The sequence below is a fragment of the Devosia sp. 1566 genome (genome assembly GCF_004005995.1).
In the GTDB taxonomy this organism is placed as follows: Bacteria; Pseudomonadota; Alphaproteobacteria; order Rhizobiales; family Devosiaceae; genus Devosia.
The window spans coordinates 2,595,791-2,610,722 of record NZ_CP034767.1; the positions used below are offsets into that span (position 1 = coordinate 2,595,791).

Sequence of the window (14,932 nt, forward strand, 5' to 3'; positions counted from 1 at the left end):
AACCGCCGACCCGCCGGGCAAAACGGACAAAAAGCATGGCCACAGCCCAGACCCGCACCCTATCGCGCCTGATGATGGCCCCGGCCGTGATTGTCCTTTTGATCTGGATGATCGTGCCGCTGGTGATGACCCTGTGGTTCTCGTTCCAGAACTACAATCTGCTCAATCCGATGATGACCGGTTTCGCCGGTTGGGCGAACTATGTCTATGTCATTGGCGATCCCAGCTTCACCCAGGCTCTCGTCAATACGCTGCTGCTGGTCGGGGGCGTGCTGCTGATCACCGTCATTGGTGGCACCTTCCTCGCGCTCCTGCTCGATCAGCCCATCTGGGGCCAGGGCATTTTGCGCATCATCGTCATCTCGCCCTTTTTCGTCATGCCGCCCGTGGCGGCGCTGGTGTGGAAAAACGGCTTCATGCACCCCGGCTACGGGATGCTCAGCCATCTCTGGCGCGCCTTGGGGCTGCAGCCCATCGACTGGTTCAACCAGTTTCCCCTGCAATCGATCATCGTCATCGTCGCCTGGCAGTGGCTCCCCTTTGCCACCCTGATCCTGCTAACCGCCTTGCAATCCCTGTCCGAAGAACAGCGCGAAGCCGCCGAAATGGATGGCGCCAAGGCGGTCAACCGCTTCCGCTACATCATCCTGCCCCATATGGCCCGCGCGATCACCATCGTGATCCTGATCCAGACCATTTTCCTCCTGGGCATCTTCGCCGAAATCCGCGTCACCACCGGCGGCGGCCCGGGCTACGCCTCCACCAACCTGACCTTCCTCGTTTTCCGCACCGGCATCCTCTCCAACGACATCGGCGCCGGCTCCGCGGGCGGCGTGGTCGCGGTGATCCTCGCCAACATCGTCGCCATCTTCCTGATGCGCGCGGTGGGAAAGAACCTCGATGAGTAGCTGGTCCGCCCCAACGCTCCTACCATGCCCTCCCTCCCCCTTGAGGGGAGGGCCGGGGTGGGGGTCTGCGACTGGTGGCATGGCGAAGGGGCCGCAAGCGCGATGCAGCACCTCCCCCCTTGTGGGGGAGGATGGGTGGGGGGTGTTCCCACGCCAAAACTCCGGAGGAACCCGCTGACATGGCCCGCAACGCCTCCACCGGCACCCGCATCGGCTTCACCCTCCTCGCCTGGGTGATCGCGCTCCTCTTGTTCTCCCCCATTCTCTGGACACTGCTCACCGCCTTCAAGACCGAGGCGGAGGCCATCGCCGCCCGCCCGACCTTTTTCCCGCAAACCTTCACCCTCGAAAACTTTGCCGCCGTCCAGCAGCGCAGCGACTACATCAAGCACGCCACCAATTCGGTGATCGTCTCGCTCGGCTCAACCCTGCTCGGCCTCCTGATCGGCATCCCCGCCGCCTGGGCCATGGCCTTCGCCCCCACGCGCCGCACCAAGGACGTGCTGATGTGGATGCTCTCCACCAAGATGATGCCCGCCGTCGGCGTCCTCATCCCGATCTACCTGATCTTTCGTGACCTGCGCCTGCTCGACACCGTGCATGGGCTCACGATCATCATGACCCTGATCAACTTGCCCATCATCATCTGGATGCTCTACACCTACTTCAAGGAAATCCCGGTCGACATCCTCGAAGCCTCGCGCATGGATGGCGCCGAGCTCTGGAACGAGATCGTCCATGTCCTTGTGCCCATGGCCGTGCCCGGCATTGCCTCGACGCTCCTGCTCAACGTTATCCTCGCCTGGAACGAAGCCTTCTGGAGCATCACCCTGACTTCGGGCCGCGCCGGCACGCTCACCGCCTTTATCTCCTCCTTCTCCTCGCCGCAGGGCCTCTTCCTCGCCAAACTCTCCGCCGCCTCGCTCCTTGCCATCGCCCCCATCCTGCTCCTGGGCTGGTTCAGCCAAAAACAACTCGTCCGCGGCCTCACCTTCGGAGCGGTGAAATGATGTTTGTCCTCCTCACGAATCCATCGGCTCCTGCCCTTCCCTCCCCCCTGAGGGGAGGGATCGAGGGAGGGGGTCCCTCAGTGCCCCACCGAACCACCCCCCACCCCAACCCTCCCCCTCAAGGGGGGAGGGAGCAAACATCCCGAAACACTGCGCAGGCGAAGGACCACTGAGAAATGGGCTCCATCACCCTCGAACACGTCCAGAAATCCTTCGGCGATGTGCATGTCATCCCCGATATCTCCCTCGATATCCGCGAAGGCGAGTTCGTGGTCTTTGTCGGCCCCTCCGGCTGCGGCAAGTCTACCCTGCTGCGCCTGATCGCGGGGCTCGAGGACACGACGGGCGGCCGCATCCTGCTCGACGGGCAGGACATGACCAAAGCGCCCCCGGCCCGCCGCGGCCTCGCCATGGTGTTCCAGAGCTACGCGCTTTATCCGCACATGACCGTGCGCGACAACATCGCCTTCCCGCTCAAAATGGCCAAGGCGTCCAAGGAGGTGATCGAGCAAAAGGTCGAATACGCCGCGCGGACCCTCAACCTTTCCTCCTATCTCGATCGCCGCCCCCGCGCCCTCTCAGGCGGCCAGCGCCAGCGCGTCGCCATTGGCCGCGCCATCGTGCGCGAGCCCAAGGCCTTCTTGTTCGACGAACCGCTTTCCAATCTCGACGCCGCCCTGCGCGTCAACATGCGCCTCGAGATCACCGAACTGCACCAGCAGCTCAAGACCACCATGGTTTACGTCACCCACGACCAGGTCGAGGCGATGACCATGGCCGACCGCATTGTCGTGCTTAATGCCGGCAAAGTCGAACAGTTCGGCTCCCCGCTCGAGCTCTACAAGCGCCCCGCCAACCGCTTTGTCGCCGGCTTCATCGGCTCGCCCAAGATGAACTTCATCGACGGCCCGGAAGCGGGCAAGCACGACGCCCATTCCATCGGCATCCGCCCCGAACACTTCGCCATCAGCACCACCCCCCTGCCCGGCGGCTGGCGCGGCGTTGTCGGGGTCGCCGAACAGCTGGGCTCCGACACGTTCCTCCATGTCCATCTCGAAGGCATGGGCCTCATGACCGTGCGCACTGACGGCGAGCAGATCTTCAGCCACGGCGACGAGGTTTATCTTGCCCCCGATCCGACCCGCATCTACCGCTTCGATGCGGGTGGTGTGGCGATCTAGTCAGTCGCGCAATGGCGGGGCCATCGACGCCCTCCTCTCGCGGGAGGGATTGAGGGTGGGGTCGGCCAATGCTACGCGACATCAGCGCGACACCGGCCCCTCTTTGCCGGAGGAACCGCCCGCCGAGGCATCGAGGACCAGATATGACCACCAAGCTTTCCGCCGCCACCCTCTCCACCCTCTCCACGGCGTCTGTCCCCGCCTATGATCGCGCGGCCCTCACCCCCGGCATCGTGCATTTCGGCGTCGGCAACTTCCACCGCGCCCACCAGGCGGTTTATCTCGATGATCTCTTTGCCACCGGCCGCGACCATGATTGGGCGCTGATCGGCGCTAGCGTGCGCGAGGCCGATGAAGCCGTCCGGCAAAAGCTCGGGGCCCAGGATTGGCTGACCACCGTGGTGGAGCAGGAAGCCGACCACAGTTCCGCCCGCGTCACCGTCGCCATGATCGACTACATCCAGCCTGGCGACAGCGCCGCGATCCTCGCGCGCCTCGCCAATCCGGCCACGCGCATCGTCTCCCTCACCATCACGGAGGGCGGCTATTATATCGATCCGGCGTCCCAGCGCTTCGATCCGACCCACCCCGATATCGTCTATGACGCCGCCCATATGGACGCGCCGCGCACGACGTTCGGGCTGATCCTTGCCGGCCTCCTCGCCCGCCGCAACACCGGCATCGCCCCCTTCACCGTGATGAGCTGCGACAACATCCCGGGCAACGGCCATGTCACCCAAAATGCCGTGGCGGGCCTTGCCGAACTCGTCGACCCGGCCCTGGCCCAATGGGTGCGCACCGCCGTTGCCTTCCCCAATAGCATGGTCGATCGCATCACCCCCGCCACCTCCGAGCGCGAACGCGCGCTCCTGCTCGAGCAGTTCGGCATCGAGGATAACTGGCCCGTCTTTTGCGAAAGCTTCCGCCAATGGGTGCTGGAGGATAATTTCCCTGCCGGCCGCCCGGCGCTCGAAACGGTCGGCGTGCAGTTCGTCGACGATGTCGCGCCCTACGAGCACATGAAGATTCGCATCCTCAATGGCGGCCACGCCACCATCGCCTATCCTGCGGGCCTGCTCGACGTGCATTTCGTGCACGAAGCCATGGAATATCCCCTGGTCTCGGCTTTTCTCGCCAAGGTCGAGCAGGACGAAATCATCCCCGTCGTCCCCCCGGTGCCCGACACCGATCTGGGTGACTATTCCGCACTCTGCCAGCGCCGCTTCGCCAATCCCAAGATCGGCGACACCATTCGCCGCCTCGCGCTCGATGGCTCCAACCGCCAGCCCAAATTCATCATCCCGACCGCCATGGATCGGGTGGCCGCCGGCCAATCCGTTACCGGGCTCGCGCTGGTGTCGGCCCTTTGGTGCCGCTATTGCTTTGGCACCACCGATAGCGGCGCCACCATCGCGCCCAACGATCCATCCTGGGATCGCCTCACCCAACAGGCTGCCGTCGCCAAAACCGACCCACAAGCCTGGCTCGGAATGACCGATATCTATGGCGATCTCGGCCGCAACCCGGCTTTCGCCACCGCCTTCGGCACGGCGCTCAACAGCCTCTGGCAGCACGGCACCGCCGCAACGCTCGAGCGCTATCTGGCCGGAACGCTCTAGCCTGCTTGAAAAAGAAAGGCTCCGTCCAACAAGCGGAGCCCTTCGACAAAACTCGGCAATCGGGAGCTTATGTGAGCGAATTGCGGATCGAGTTCAGCATCACCAGATGCGTCTGGATGCCGGTAACCCCGACCATGGACGCGCCACGCGCCATTGGATCATCGCCATTCTTGGCATAGGTCTGGTGGATCTTGAGCAGCTCTTCATGGCCCTCAATCTGGCCATCGATATACATCGCGTCGAACTCGGCGCCATCGGCAGCTTCAAGTGCTGCCAGCTTTGCCGCGTGCTCTTCGCTGAGGCCCGCAGCACCGGGCTCGGAGCCAAAGGCTTCGGCAACAGCCGCCTGCTCGGCGATTTCAAGCTCGGCAAAGGTCTTGACCGAACGGTTGGTAGCCTTTTGCGCCGCCAGCTTGCTGGTGGCGGTCGCATAGTCGCCGCCCATCAGCGCCGGCAGCTTGGCCTGGTCGACACTCGAGGTCTGGGCAAAGGCAATGCCGGCCATTGGCAACAAAGCAAGGGCGGCAGTGCCGGCCATAATGGTACGTCTGTGCATGTGTTCTCCTTTCGGGAAGATGATGCCCAAACAACCCCGCCCTATACTGGCTGTTCCGCCCCTATAACTTGCGGCAGCAAAGATCGTCTGCCACAATTTCCAGCGTGCACAGCAAAACAGTACTGACACCATCACCGCCGCGGAGAAGTCGGTGTAAAGGCGGTCGCAAATAGTCAAAACTGTTTTGTTACCACCTCCAACAGGAACCAATTCACCCGCCCATGTCTCGCGGCGATTGACTAAGGTCGGCCCAGCCCTGCCTAGTGCGGCCGACATCGACCAACACACCGAACCCCCACCATGCCAGCTTCGATCTCTATTCTCGCGCTCGGAACCGGGCTGATCGCCGCCACGGTCTTGATCCACGTCCTGGGGTTGATCTCCATCACCCGGACCGCAACGGGGCTCGCCAAGCGCTTCCGGCTGGCCCGCTCACACCACCGCATCGGGCTCATGGTTGGCGTCGTGCTCGGTCTCTTCGCCGTCGCGACGGTGGAAATCTGGCTCTGGGCCTTTTGCTTCTGGGCGGTTGGCGTTGCGCCCGATTTCGACACCTCGCTCTATCTCTCCACCATCACCTATTCCACCGTCGGCTTTGGCGATGTTGTCCCCGCCCCTTCCTGGCGCCTGCTCGCGGCCCTCGAAGGCGTCACCGGCTTTTTGATGATCGGCTGGTCCACCGCCTTCCTCGTCACCGCTGGCACCCGCTTCGGCCCCTTCCGCCCGGGCGAACACTTCTAGCGGCCGCAGTCTCGCGACCTGCCTGGACTGCTCAAGCCGTAGCGAAGTCGTCCTTGAATACAGCGCCATCGCGCATGATCAGCGCCAGGTTCTCGGGCTTGCCCAGCACTCCGATGTCGCTGAGCGGATCACCATTCACCACCAGCAGATCGGCGAGAGCTCCCGGTGAAATTGTGCCCAGTTCGCCTGCCATGCCGCAAAGTCGCGCTCCAATCAGCGTGGCCGACTGGATGATCTCGGCCGGGGTAAGCGCCTCGGCCAAGAGCCCGAACTCGCGGGCATGATATGCCCGCAACTGCCCCAACAGATCCGAGCCAAAGGCCATCGGCAAGCCGGCATCGCGCATGATGGCGAGGGACGCGAGCCCACCCTGGCGCACCGTATCGATCTTGGCGAACTCCGCCTCTCCCAGCCCGAGCGCCTGGCCCTCCAGCCACAGCGCCTCATAGGCCACCAACGTTGGGACCGCGATGCACCCGCGCTTCGCGGCCATCTCGGCGGTTTCGCGCGTGATCAGATTGCAGTGCTCGAGCGAATGCACCCCCAGTTCCACGCAGCGCCGGATTGCAGCATCGGTGTAAACATGGGCAGAGACATAAAGCCCGGCATTCTCGGCCTCCTCCACCATCGCGGCGATCTCGTCGCGCGAATACTGGATGGAGTGAATGGGATCGTTGGGCGAAGACACCCCGCCATTGGCCATCACCTTGATGAACCGGGCGCCTTCCTTGATCATGGTCCGGCAGGCCGCCCGCACCTCGTCAACGCCATCGGCGATCAGGCCCATCGAGCCCAGCCGGTCCGACATCATCCCCGGCCGGGCATCGGTGCGCGGACGCAGATCGGCATGCCCGCCGGTCGTGGTCAGCCCCTTGCCGCAAATAACGAGGCGCGGGCCGTCGATCAGCCCCTCCTCGACGCCGCGAACCAGGCCATGATCAGCGCCACCAAGGTCGCGCAGGGTGGTGAAGCCGCGTTGCAGCGCTTCTTCCATCACCCGTGCCGAGCGCAGCCCGGCCAGCGAGGACGGGGCCACCATATTGGACCAGAGATCGAGGCTTTCCGCCACCACATGCACATGGCAGTCGATGAGCCCCGGCATCAGCGTGGCGCCATTGAGCTCCACCCGCCGCGCCTGCGACGGCGCCTCGATGCTCTCCCCCACCGCAACGATCCGCTTGCCGACAACCAGCACTTGCAGGTTGTCACGCAAGGCGCCGGCCTCGGTATCGAGCACGCGCCCGCCGGTCAAAAGAATGGGCTGGTTCATCGAATTACTCTCGCTCTAGCGGTGGTGGCAGGCGGCGAAGCGATCCTCGCCCCGCGGCGTGAGCGCCGGCTCCTGCGTCTTGCAGATTTCGGTCGCAAGCGGGCAGCGCGTACGGAACGGGCAGCCCGAAGGCTTGTTGATGGCGCTCGGCATGTCATCGCTGCTGGCGCTGAACCGATGCCGCTGGCGCGGATCAAGGCTTGGCGCCGAGCGCATCAGCAATTCAGTATAAGGGTGCACCGGCGCGGCAAAGATGGGTGCCTTGGGCGCGAGCTCGACGATCTTGCCCAAATACATCACCGCCACCCGGTGGGAGATATGCTCCACCACGCCCAGATCGTGCGAGATGAACAGAAACGACACGCCCAGGTCCTTTTGCAGATCACCCAACAGGTTGAGGATCTGCGCCTGCACCGACACGTCGAGCGCCGACACCGGCTCGTCGCACACGATGATATCGGGCTTGAGCGCCAAGGCGCGCGCAATGCCGATGCGCTGGCGTTGCCCGCCGGAAAACTGGTGCGGGAAATTGTCGGCCTGATCGGGCCGCAGCCCAACCCGGTCCATCAGCCGCCGCACTTCGGCATCTCGTTCGGCCGGCGTGCCAATGCCGTGGATATCGAGCGGCGCCCGGATCGCCTGCCGGATGCGCTGGCGCGGATTAAGCGAGGAGAAGGGGTCCTGGAACACGATCTGCATGCGCCGGCGATAATCGCGCAGCGTGCGGCGGTTAAAGGTCGTGATCTCCTGGCCATCAAAGGACACGCGCCCGCCGGTGGGGGATACCAGCCCCATCAGCGCGAGGCCGGTCGTCGACTTGCCACAGCCCGATTCCCCCACCAGCGACAGCGTTTCGCCCCGGCCAATCGCAAAGCTCACCCCATCCACGGCTTTGACGGCGCCCACCTGGCGCTGGAGGATCCCGGCGCGAACCGGAAAATGCACTTCGAGATTTTCAACGGCGAGGAGCGGCGAAGCGTTATCAAGCATCAACATGTTCCCAACAAGCGGCCAGGTGACCGGGGCGCTTCTCGACCAGGGGGGGACGTTCTTCGAAGCACCGCTGCGAAGCGCGCGGACAGCGCGGCGCAAAGGCACAGCCCTTCGGCAAGTCCCAGAGCGGAGGCACCGTGCCGGCAATATCCACCAGCCGCTCGCCGATCTGCTGGCCCGGCACCGAGCGTGGAATGGCCCCCATCAGGCCCAGCGTATAGGGGTGGATGGGTCGATCGAAGAGGTCATAAACACTGGCCTCCTCCACCCGGCGCCCCGCATACATCACCACCACCCGGTCGGCGACCTCGGCCACTACGCCCAGGTCATGGGTGATCAGCACCAGCGCCGTGCCCAGTCGCTCCTGCAGGTCCGAGATCAAACCCAGGATCTGTGCCTGGATGGTCACGTCCAGCGCCGTGGTCGGCTCGTCGGCCACGATGATGCGCGGATCGCAGGCCAGCGCCAAAGCGATCATGGCGCGCTGCCGCATGCCGCCCGAAAGCTGGTGCGGATATTGCCGGGCCCGCCGCTTGGGGTCGGGCATCTGCACCAGTTGCAAGGTCTCGATCGCCCGCGCCATGGCATCGCGATGGCTGATCTTGCGGTGCTGCCGCACGGCCTCGGCGATCTGCTCGCCGATGGTCAGCACCGGATTGAGCGCGGTCAGCGGCTCCTGGAAGATCATGGCGATCTGCTCGCCCCGGAAATCCTCCACGCGCCGCTCACCCATAGCGAGGAAATCCTCGCCATTGATGTGGATCTGCCCCGAGGCGACATAAGCCGCCTCGGGCAGGAGGCGCAGCAACGACAGCGCCGTCATCGACTTGCCGCACCCTGATTCACCCACGATGCAAACGGTTTCGCCGGGCGACACCGTCAGCGCCATTTCCGAAACAACAGCGAATGAGCCATGCTCGCCGCGAATGCGCACTTCGAGGTCCGCAACGGCCAGCACGGGCTCGGCAGCAATCGGGGCGGGTGTTGGGCTCATAGGCGTTGTTCCTTTTGCGGGGCGCGGCGCGAACTGGCTATTGCTCGGCGCCGTCGAGATTGCCGACCATGAAGCCATAGTCACCCGCTTCCACGAGATTGCGCGTCAGGTGCTGCATGACCATGATGCCGTTCTCGAACGGTGTGACGATCTCTTCGATGGTCTCGAAGTCATAAGGGCTGACCACGCGACCCAGCAGGCTGCCGCCCTTGATGATCTCGCCATTGGCCGGCGCCAGGGGCTCGAGCCAGCCGCCATGCTTTGGCCGGATGCCGGCGAGTTCGGTCACCACCACCTGCTGGGGATTGGGCATCACCTCGCCCTCGATAGAGCCGATCACGCGCAGCTGGTTGAGGAGCCCCGCGACGGTGCGCTCCACATAGGGGGTCTGGTCGACAATGCCGCCACCCAACTCGATGGTGACGACCTTGGTGCCATGCCGGTCCATCGAGACGCTCTTGCTGGTACCCGCGTAAACCGTGCCCGCCTTGCCGCTCACCGGGCGATACAGGATCTTGGAGCCGAAGGCGCGCGAGAGCGGCTCGTCGTTCCAGATATAAACATAGTCAACCGTCGGACGGTCAGTGCCCGAATGCAGGTCGAGATTGAAGTCGAGCTTGGCAAAGAACTCCTCTGCCAGCGCATGGGCCAGCTGCTGCGAATAAGGGCCGCGCGGATCGCCGGGGAACTCACGGTTCAGGTTCAGCTGGTCCAGCGGGTTGTGACGGTGATTGACCGCAAAGGAGCGCGGATTGGCCACCGGCAGCAGGATGATGCGGCCCTTGAGCTTGACGTCCTTGATCTGCCGGTAAAGCTCGAGAATGGCCTGCGAGCCGGTGTTTTCATTGCCATGAATTGAAGCGCAGATGCCAACGGTTGGCCCGTCCTCTTCGCCCACGAGTTCGTGCATGAACAGCACGGCGTCGCTGCCATCGGCATGGGTGGTGAATTTGGGGCGGAGCTTGTTGATCGCCTTGACCATTGGGTAGTCCTTTGTTCGCAGAAAGATTGGTTACTTGTTGCCAGCCGAGCGGCTGAGCTGGCGTGGGTCGAGAATGTCGCGCAACCCGTCGCCAAGCAGATTGAAGCCCAGCACCGTGACCATGATGGTCGCGCCCGCGATGATGGAGAGCCAGGGCTCGTCGCGGATGAAGCGGGTGCCATAAGAGAGCGTCCAGCCCCAGGTTGGAGTTGGGGGCGGCAGCCCGAAACCGAGAAACGAGAGCGCCGATTCGGCAATGATCGCGGTGCCCAACCCCAGGGAGGCCAGCACGATGATTGGCCCCAGCGCATTGGGCAGGATTTCCCGGAAAATGATGCGGAGCGGCGAAGCCCCGAGTGCGCGGGCTGCCTGCACATAGTTCTGCTCGCGCAGCACCAGCGTCGTTGCCCGCACTACCCGCGCATATTCGGTCCAGAACACGATCACCAGCGCCAGCGAGATATTATAGATACCCGGCCCCAGCACCGCGATGATCGCCAGCGCCAGGACAATGGCGGGGAAGCCAAGAAAGATGTCGGTGATCCGCATCAACAGCAGGTCGACCCAGCCGCCGAAATAGCCCGCAACCAGCCCAACCGTGGTACCGATCACCACGGCCCCGCCAACCGACATCAATGCTACTGACAGCGACACCTGCGCCCCGAACACGAGGCGCGACCACAGGTCCCGCCCGAAATTGTCCGTGCCTAGCCAGTGCTCGGCCGTTGGCCCGGCAAAGCGGTTGCGCATATCCATCTGCTCAACGCCATGCGTGGCCATATAGGGCGCGAGGACAGCGCAAAGCACGATGAACAGCGTAATCAGCGCGCCCACGACAAGCGAAGTGTTGCGGAAGATCTTGGGAATACGCATCGGATCACCCCAACCGGATCCGCGGATCAACCGCGGCGTAAAGCAGGTCAACCACGAGGTTCACCAGCGCATAGATGATGGCAAAGGTCAGCACGATGCCCTGGATCAGCGGCAGGTCGCGTTGCGCGATTGCCCCGATCGTCAGCTGCCCGAGCCCCGGCCAGGCAAAGATGGATTCCACCAGCACCGCTCCGCCCAGCAAGGCGCCGAAGCGCAGCCCGATCACCGAGATCACCGGCAGCAGCGCGTTGCGCAGCGCATGGCGCACGACCACGCGGCCTCGCCGCAAACCCTTGGCATAGGCGGTGCGCACGAAATCCTCGCGCAGCACTTCGAGCATGGAGGTCCGCACCAGCCGGGAGATGATCGCCGACGTATTGGCGGCAAGCGCCAATGCGGGCAGCAGGATGTGAGACAACGAGTCGAGCAGCACGCCCGGACGCCCGCTCAACGCTGCAACCAGCGCCATCGGCAAGGGCTCGCCCCGGCCCACTGCGGGCAACCAGCCCAGCACTACCGCAAAGGCCAGCATCAAGAGCAGCCCCAGCCAGTAGATCGGCATGGAAACGCCCAGCTGTGCAAACAGCATCGCCGCGGTGTCGATGATCGAGCCCTGCCGCATGGCCGCAACCACGCCCAGCGTCATCCCGATGATGATGGACAATACCAGCGCCACCACCGCCAATTCCAGCGTTGCGCCGAGACGGCCCGCAATGATGGTGCTGACAGGCTGGGTCTGGAAGATCGACTGCCCCATGTCGCCATGCAGCAGCGCCACGAAGTAATCCCACAGCCGGATAAACCAGGGATCATCCAGCCCCATGGCCGTGCGCAGGCTCGCCACTGTTTCAGGCGTCGCGTTCTGCCCCAGCAGCACCGAGGCGGGATCGCCCGGCACCAGCAAGAGCAGGCCAAAAGTCAGAATGACGATGCCGATTGCGGTTGGGATCAACAACAGCAATCGCCGGGTGATATAAGCCAGCACCTGCCCTGCCCTCAGCCGATAACGATTTGCGCGAGCTCGCGCGGATAATGCGTCAAGCTATCGGGCCCGGCTTCGGTGACGAGCACTGTGTCGGAGATGCGAAAGCCCCCCAGGCCCTGCACGTAAAGCGCCGGCTCGGAGGAAAACACCATGCCGGGCTGCATGATCGTGTCGTCCCCGCCCTCCACCCAAGGCGGCTCGTGGAACATCACGCCCATGCCGTGCCCAACCCGATGCAGGCAGTATTCGCCGACGCCCTCGCCTTTGATGTAACCCAGCGCCGCATCGTCGGCCGAGGCGCAGGTAGCGCCCGCGACAAGGCCCTCGCGGCCAATCTGCTGGGCTTTTTGCGCGATGGTGTAATAGCGCTCCTGCTCGGGGCTCGGCTCGCCTAGGATGAAGGTGCGCTCGCTTTCGGCCGCGCGTCCCCCGACCCGGCAGCCCAGCGACAGGATGATGCTTTCCCCGCGCTGCGGCCGGTGCCCCGATGGCATGCCATGGGGAAAGGCCGAGCGGGCGCCCGAATAAACGAGCCCGCCGGCAATGCCCTGCACCAGCATCACATTGTCATGCTCGCGATACATGGTGTCGAGCGCATGGCGAATAACATGGGCTTCGAGCTCGATCTCGGTGGGCATCTCGCAATTGCCGCGCAGGGCCTCAGCGATCAGTTCCACCCCGGCCGCCACCATGGAATCGGAGATACGCCCCGCCTCACGCATCAACGCCACTTCTTCAGGGCGCTTGAGGATGCGCATCTGGCTGACGATGTTGGAAGCGAGCACGCGCGCATTGGGGAAGGCAGCAGCGATCTGGGGCACCCGCGCCAGCGAAATGCCGCCGGAATGGCCAACGACGCCACCGATATTGCCAATGGCGCGGCCAAGCACATCGAAGGGACGGTCACGGCCCGGAAATTCGAAATAAACGACGAGCTCCGCCGCCGCCTGCTGGTCGAGCGCATGATGACGCTCCAGCTCTGGCACCAGCAGATAGGCGCTGTCTTGTGTCAGCGCGAACACCACCGGCCGCTCGGTCGTATAATGGGAAAAGCCGGTGGTATAGATGATGTCGTCATTGGCATCGAGCAGCAGCAGGTCGATCCCGTCCGCCGCCATGCGGGCACGCATATCGCGGTGCAGATCGGCGTAATACTGGGCGCTCAGGCGCTGCGAAAAACCCATGACATTTCCCTCGGTGGCAGAATGCGGCCGGCACGGGAGCGCCGGCCGCGGGAACAAATCCGACTTAGCTTGGCATGCCGATCAGGCCGCGCAGATTGCCACGCGGCGTCGCTTCAACCGTGCCGGGCAGGTCCTTGGCATAGAACAGCTGATAGCCCTGGTGGGAAACGATGTAGTACGGCACCTCTTCGGCAAGGATCGTGGCCGCTTCCTGGTAAGCCTGAGTGCGGGCCGCCTGGTCCAGCGACGAGCGCCCGGCCTGGAGCAGTTCATCCACCTTGGGATTGCTGTAGCCGCCCCAGTTATTGCCGCCACCCGTGGTCAGCTGCGCAAACAACAGCCGGTCGGGATCAACGATGTTGACCCAGCCCAGCAGCGCGATCTGGTGCTGGCTCTTTTGCACATAATTGGTCGAAAAGGTCGGCCAATCGCTGATCTGCGCCTGCGCATCCACGCCCGCCTGGGCAAAGATCGCCTGCATATATTCAATGGTCTGCACGCGATTGGGGTCTTCGCTGTGGGTCGAGAGCGTCACCGTCAGCGGCTGGCCATCCTTGTCGAGGAACCCGTCCGAATTGCTGTCGGTCCAGCCCAGTTCAGCAAACAGCGCCTTGGCGCCATCGGGATCAAACTGCGGCTGCTGCACTTCAGCCGAATACGCCCAGGACGAGGGCAGGATCACCGAATTGGCGACGGCATCAGCGCCCTGGTAGATGTCATTGACGATGGTCTGCTGGTCGATCAGCATCGAAAACGCGCGGCGCATCTTGGGATCGGCGAGCAGCGGGTCATTGGCGTTGAAGTTCACATAGGTCACGGCCAGGCCCGGGATAACCACATTGCCGAACCGGTCATCGGCGGCAAGGCGGGTAATATCCTGCGGCGAGAGCGGCGACTGGATCACGTCCAGATCCCCCGCTTCGAACGCCTGCGCCCGCGAGGAATTGTCCGCGATCAGCCGCATCGTGACATTCTCGACTGCCGGAGCGCCGGCCCAGTATTCCGGATTGGCCTCGAGCACGATCTCGGCGCCACGGTTCCAGCTGACGAGCTTCATCGGGCCCGCGCCAATGGGCTCGGCCGCAATATCGCGCCCCGCTTCCACCAATTCCTGCGGCACAATGCCGACATCGAGATAGGACAACAGCGGCGCATAAGGCGCGCTCAGCACGAACTTGACCGTGCGGTCATCGACCTTCTCGACACTTGCGATCGGCGTATAAAGCGCGCGCATCGGCGAGTTGAAGTCGGGATTGATCAGCGACTGGTAGGTGAACACCACATCGTCGGCCGTGAGCGGCGTGCCGTCCGAGAACTTGAGGCCCTCGCGCAGGTGGAAAATAAAGGTCTGCGGATCAGGCGTTTCCCAGCTTTCCGCCAGGTCGGGCTCGGCTTGCAGGCTGGGCGTGATGGTCACGAGGCCCGAATAGATCAGGTCGGCGGCACGGAATGCTGTGGTATCGCGGGTCAGGCGCGCATCAAGCGTGCCGGCATCCACATCCACGCCCACCACCAGCGTGTCGGCGTCCTGCGCGACCGCCACACCCAGCGGCATAAAGCTCAGTGCCACAATGGCGCTGGTCGTCAATAAAAACTGCTTCATTCTTTTCTCCCTCAGTCGTGTCTAATCTGTTGG

The 14,932-nt window shown here is 63.8% G+C and carries 14 protein-coding genes; 5 read left to right on the forward strand and 9 right to left on the reverse strand.

Features of this window, described 5'->3' with window-relative positions:
* Positions 1 to 35: 35 nt before the first annotated feature.
* The 4 genes from ELX51_RS12515 to ELX51_RS12530 all read left to right on the forward strand — a co-directional run bounded on the left by ELX51_RS12515 (position 36) and on the right by ELX51_RS12530 (position 4,718).
* Positions 36 to 908 carry a sugar ABC transporter permease gene (locus ELX51_RS12515; protein WP_127753837.1) on the forward strand — a complete coding sequence of 291 codons (873 nt, stop codon included), beginning with the start codon at positions 36 to 38 and terminating at the stop codon, positions 906 to 908.
* 179 nt (positions 909 to 1,087) lie between these two features.
* Entirely contained in the window at positions 1,088 to 1,918 is an 831-nt protein-coding gene (locus tag ELX51_RS12520) for a carbohydrate ABC transporter permease (protein ID WP_127753838.1), read from the forward strand.
* A gap of 176 nt (positions 1,919 to 2,094) precedes the next feature.
* Positions 2,095 to 3,099, forward strand: a complete 1,005-nt coding sequence (locus ELX51_RS12525; protein ID WP_127753839.1) for an ABC transporter ATP-binding protein — start codon at positions 2,095 to 2,097, stop codon at positions 3,097 to 3,099.
* Positions 3,100 to 3,242: 143 nt separating this feature from the next.
* Positions 3,243 to 4,718: a mannitol dehydrogenase family protein gene (locus ELX51_RS12530; RefSeq protein WP_127753840.1), complete on the forward strand. Its 1,476-nt coding sequence runs from the start codon at positions 3,243 to 3,245 to the stop codon at positions 4,716 to 4,718.
* A 67-nt stretch (positions 4,719 to 4,785) separates the two neighbouring features.
* On the opposite strand, the gene ELX51_RS20060 is transcribed toward ELX51_RS12530, so the two are convergent.
* The gene (locus ELX51_RS20060) at positions 4,786 to 5,274 is read right to left on the reverse strand and encodes a DUF4142 domain-containing protein (RefSeq protein ID WP_164854857.1); all 489 of its coding nucleotides are present in this window, start codon (positions 5,272 to 5,274) and stop codon (positions 4,786 to 4,788) included.
* Positions 5,275 to 5,574: 300 nt separating this feature from the next.
* Here ELX51_RS20060 and ELX51_RS12540 point away from each other — a divergent pair, with 300 nt between their 5' ends.
* Positions 5,575 to 6,015 carry a potassium channel family protein gene (locus ELX51_RS12540; RefSeq protein ID WP_127753842.1) on the forward strand — a complete coding sequence of 147 codons (441 nt, stop codon included), beginning with the start codon at positions 5,575 to 5,577 and terminating at the stop codon, positions 6,013 to 6,015.
* Between the two features lie 31 nt (positions 6,016 to 6,046).
* Here the strand turns inward: ELX51_RS12540 and ELX51_RS12545 are convergent, their stop codons facing one another.
* From ELX51_RS12545 to ELX51_RS12580, 8 genes are all read right to left on the reverse strand, one after another.
* Entirely contained in the window at positions 6,047 to 7,285 is a 1,239-nt protein-coding gene (locus tag ELX51_RS12545; protein WP_127753843.1) for an amidohydrolase family protein, read from the reverse strand.
* Positions 7,286 to 7,300: 15 nt separating this feature from the next.
* Positions 7,301 to 8,275: an oligopeptide/dipeptide ABC transporter ATP-binding protein gene (locus tag ELX51_RS12550; RefSeq protein WP_127753844.1), complete on the reverse strand. Its 975-nt coding sequence runs from the start codon at positions 8,273 to 8,275 to the stop codon at positions 7,301 to 7,303.
* Positions 8,268 to 9,272, reverse strand: a complete 1,005-nt coding sequence (locus ELX51_RS12555; protein ID WP_127753845.1) for an ABC transporter ATP-binding protein — start codon at positions 9,270 to 9,272, stop codon at positions 8,268 to 8,270. Before ELX51_RS12555 ends, ELX51_RS12550 begins: the two co-directional genes overlap by 8 nt.
* A gap of 37 nt (positions 9,273 to 9,309) precedes the next feature.
* A complete protein-coding gene (locus tag ELX51_RS12560; RefSeq protein ID WP_127753846.1) occupies positions 9,310 to 10,254 on the reverse strand; it encodes a succinylglutamate desuccinylase/aspartoacylase family protein in 945 nt (314 codons plus the stop codon).
* Between the two features lie 30 nt (positions 10,255 to 10,284).
* A complete protein-coding gene (locus ELX51_RS12565) occupies positions 10,285 to 11,127 on the reverse strand; it encodes an ABC transporter permease (protein ID WP_127753847.1) in 843 nt (280 codons plus the stop codon).
* A 4-nt stretch (positions 11,128 to 11,131) separates the two neighbouring features.
* Complete coding sequence (locus ELX51_RS12570) at positions 11,132 to 12,112, reverse strand: ABC transporter permease (protein WP_127753848.1); 981 nt, start codon at positions 12,110 to 12,112, stop codon at positions 11,132 to 11,134.
* Between the two features lie 11 nt (positions 12,113 to 12,123).
* The gene (locus ELX51_RS12575) at positions 12,124 to 13,296 is read right to left on the reverse strand and encodes a Xaa-Pro peptidase family protein (RefSeq protein ID WP_127753849.1); all 1,173 of its coding nucleotides are present in this window, start codon (positions 13,294 to 13,296) and stop codon (positions 12,124 to 12,126) included.
* Between the two features lie 64 nt (positions 13,297 to 13,360).
* Complete coding sequence (locus ELX51_RS12580; protein WP_127753850.1) at positions 13,361 to 14,899, reverse strand: ABC transporter substrate-binding protein; 1,539 nt, start codon at positions 14,897 to 14,899, stop codon at positions 13,361 to 13,363.
* Between the last annotated feature and the right edge of the window lie 33 nt (positions 14,900 to 14,932).

Coding starts and splice junctions, on each gene's coding strand:
- ELX51_RS12515 (WP_127753837.1), top strand. CDS start 36: ATGGCCACAGCCCAGACCCGCACCCTATCGCGCCTGATGATGGCCCCG.
- ELX51_RS12520 (WP_127753838.1), top strand. CDS start 1,088: ATGGCCCGCAACGCCTCCACCGGCACCCGCATCGGCTTCACCCTCCTC.
- ELX51_RS12525 (WP_127753839.1), top strand. CDS start 2,095: ATGGGCTCCATCACCCTCGAACACGTCCAGAAATCCTTCGGCGATGTG.
- ELX51_RS12530 (WP_127753840.1), top strand. CDS start 3,243: ATGACCACCAAGCTTTCCGCCGCCACCCTCTCCACCCTCTCCACGGCG.
- ELX51_RS20060 (WP_164854857.1), bottom strand. CDS start 5,274: ATGCACAGACGTACCATTATGGCCGGCACTGCCGCCCTTGCTTTGTTG.
- ELX51_RS12540 (WP_127753842.1), top strand. CDS start 5,575: ATGCCAGCTTCGATCTCTATTCTCGCGCTCGGAACCGGGCTGATCGCC.
- ELX51_RS12545 (WP_127753843.1), bottom strand. CDS start 7,285: ATGAACCAGCCCATTCTTTTGACCGGCGGGCGCGTGCTCGATACCGAG.
- ELX51_RS12550 (WP_127753844.1), bottom strand. CDS start 8,275: ATGCTTGATAACGCTTCGCCGCTCCTCGCCGTTGAAAATCTCGAAGTG.
- ELX51_RS12555 (WP_127753845.1), bottom strand. CDS start 9,272: ATGAGCCCAACACCCGCCCCGATTGCTGCCGAGCCCGTGCTGGCCGTT.
- ELX51_RS12560 (WP_127753846.1), bottom strand. CDS start 10,254: ATGGTCAAGGCGATCAACAAGCTCCGCCCCAAATTCACCACCCATGCC.
- ELX51_RS12565 (WP_127753847.1), bottom strand. CDS start 11,127: ATGCGTATTCCCAAGATCTTCCGCAACACTTCGCTTGTCGTGGGCGCG.
- ELX51_RS12575 (WP_127753849.1), bottom strand. CDS start 13,296: ATGGGTTTTTCGCAGCGCCTGAGCGCCCAGTATTACGCCGATCTGCAC.
- ELX51_RS12580 (WP_127753850.1), bottom strand. CDS start 14,899: ATGAAGCAGTTTTTATTGACGACCAGCGCCATTGTGGCACTGAGCTTT.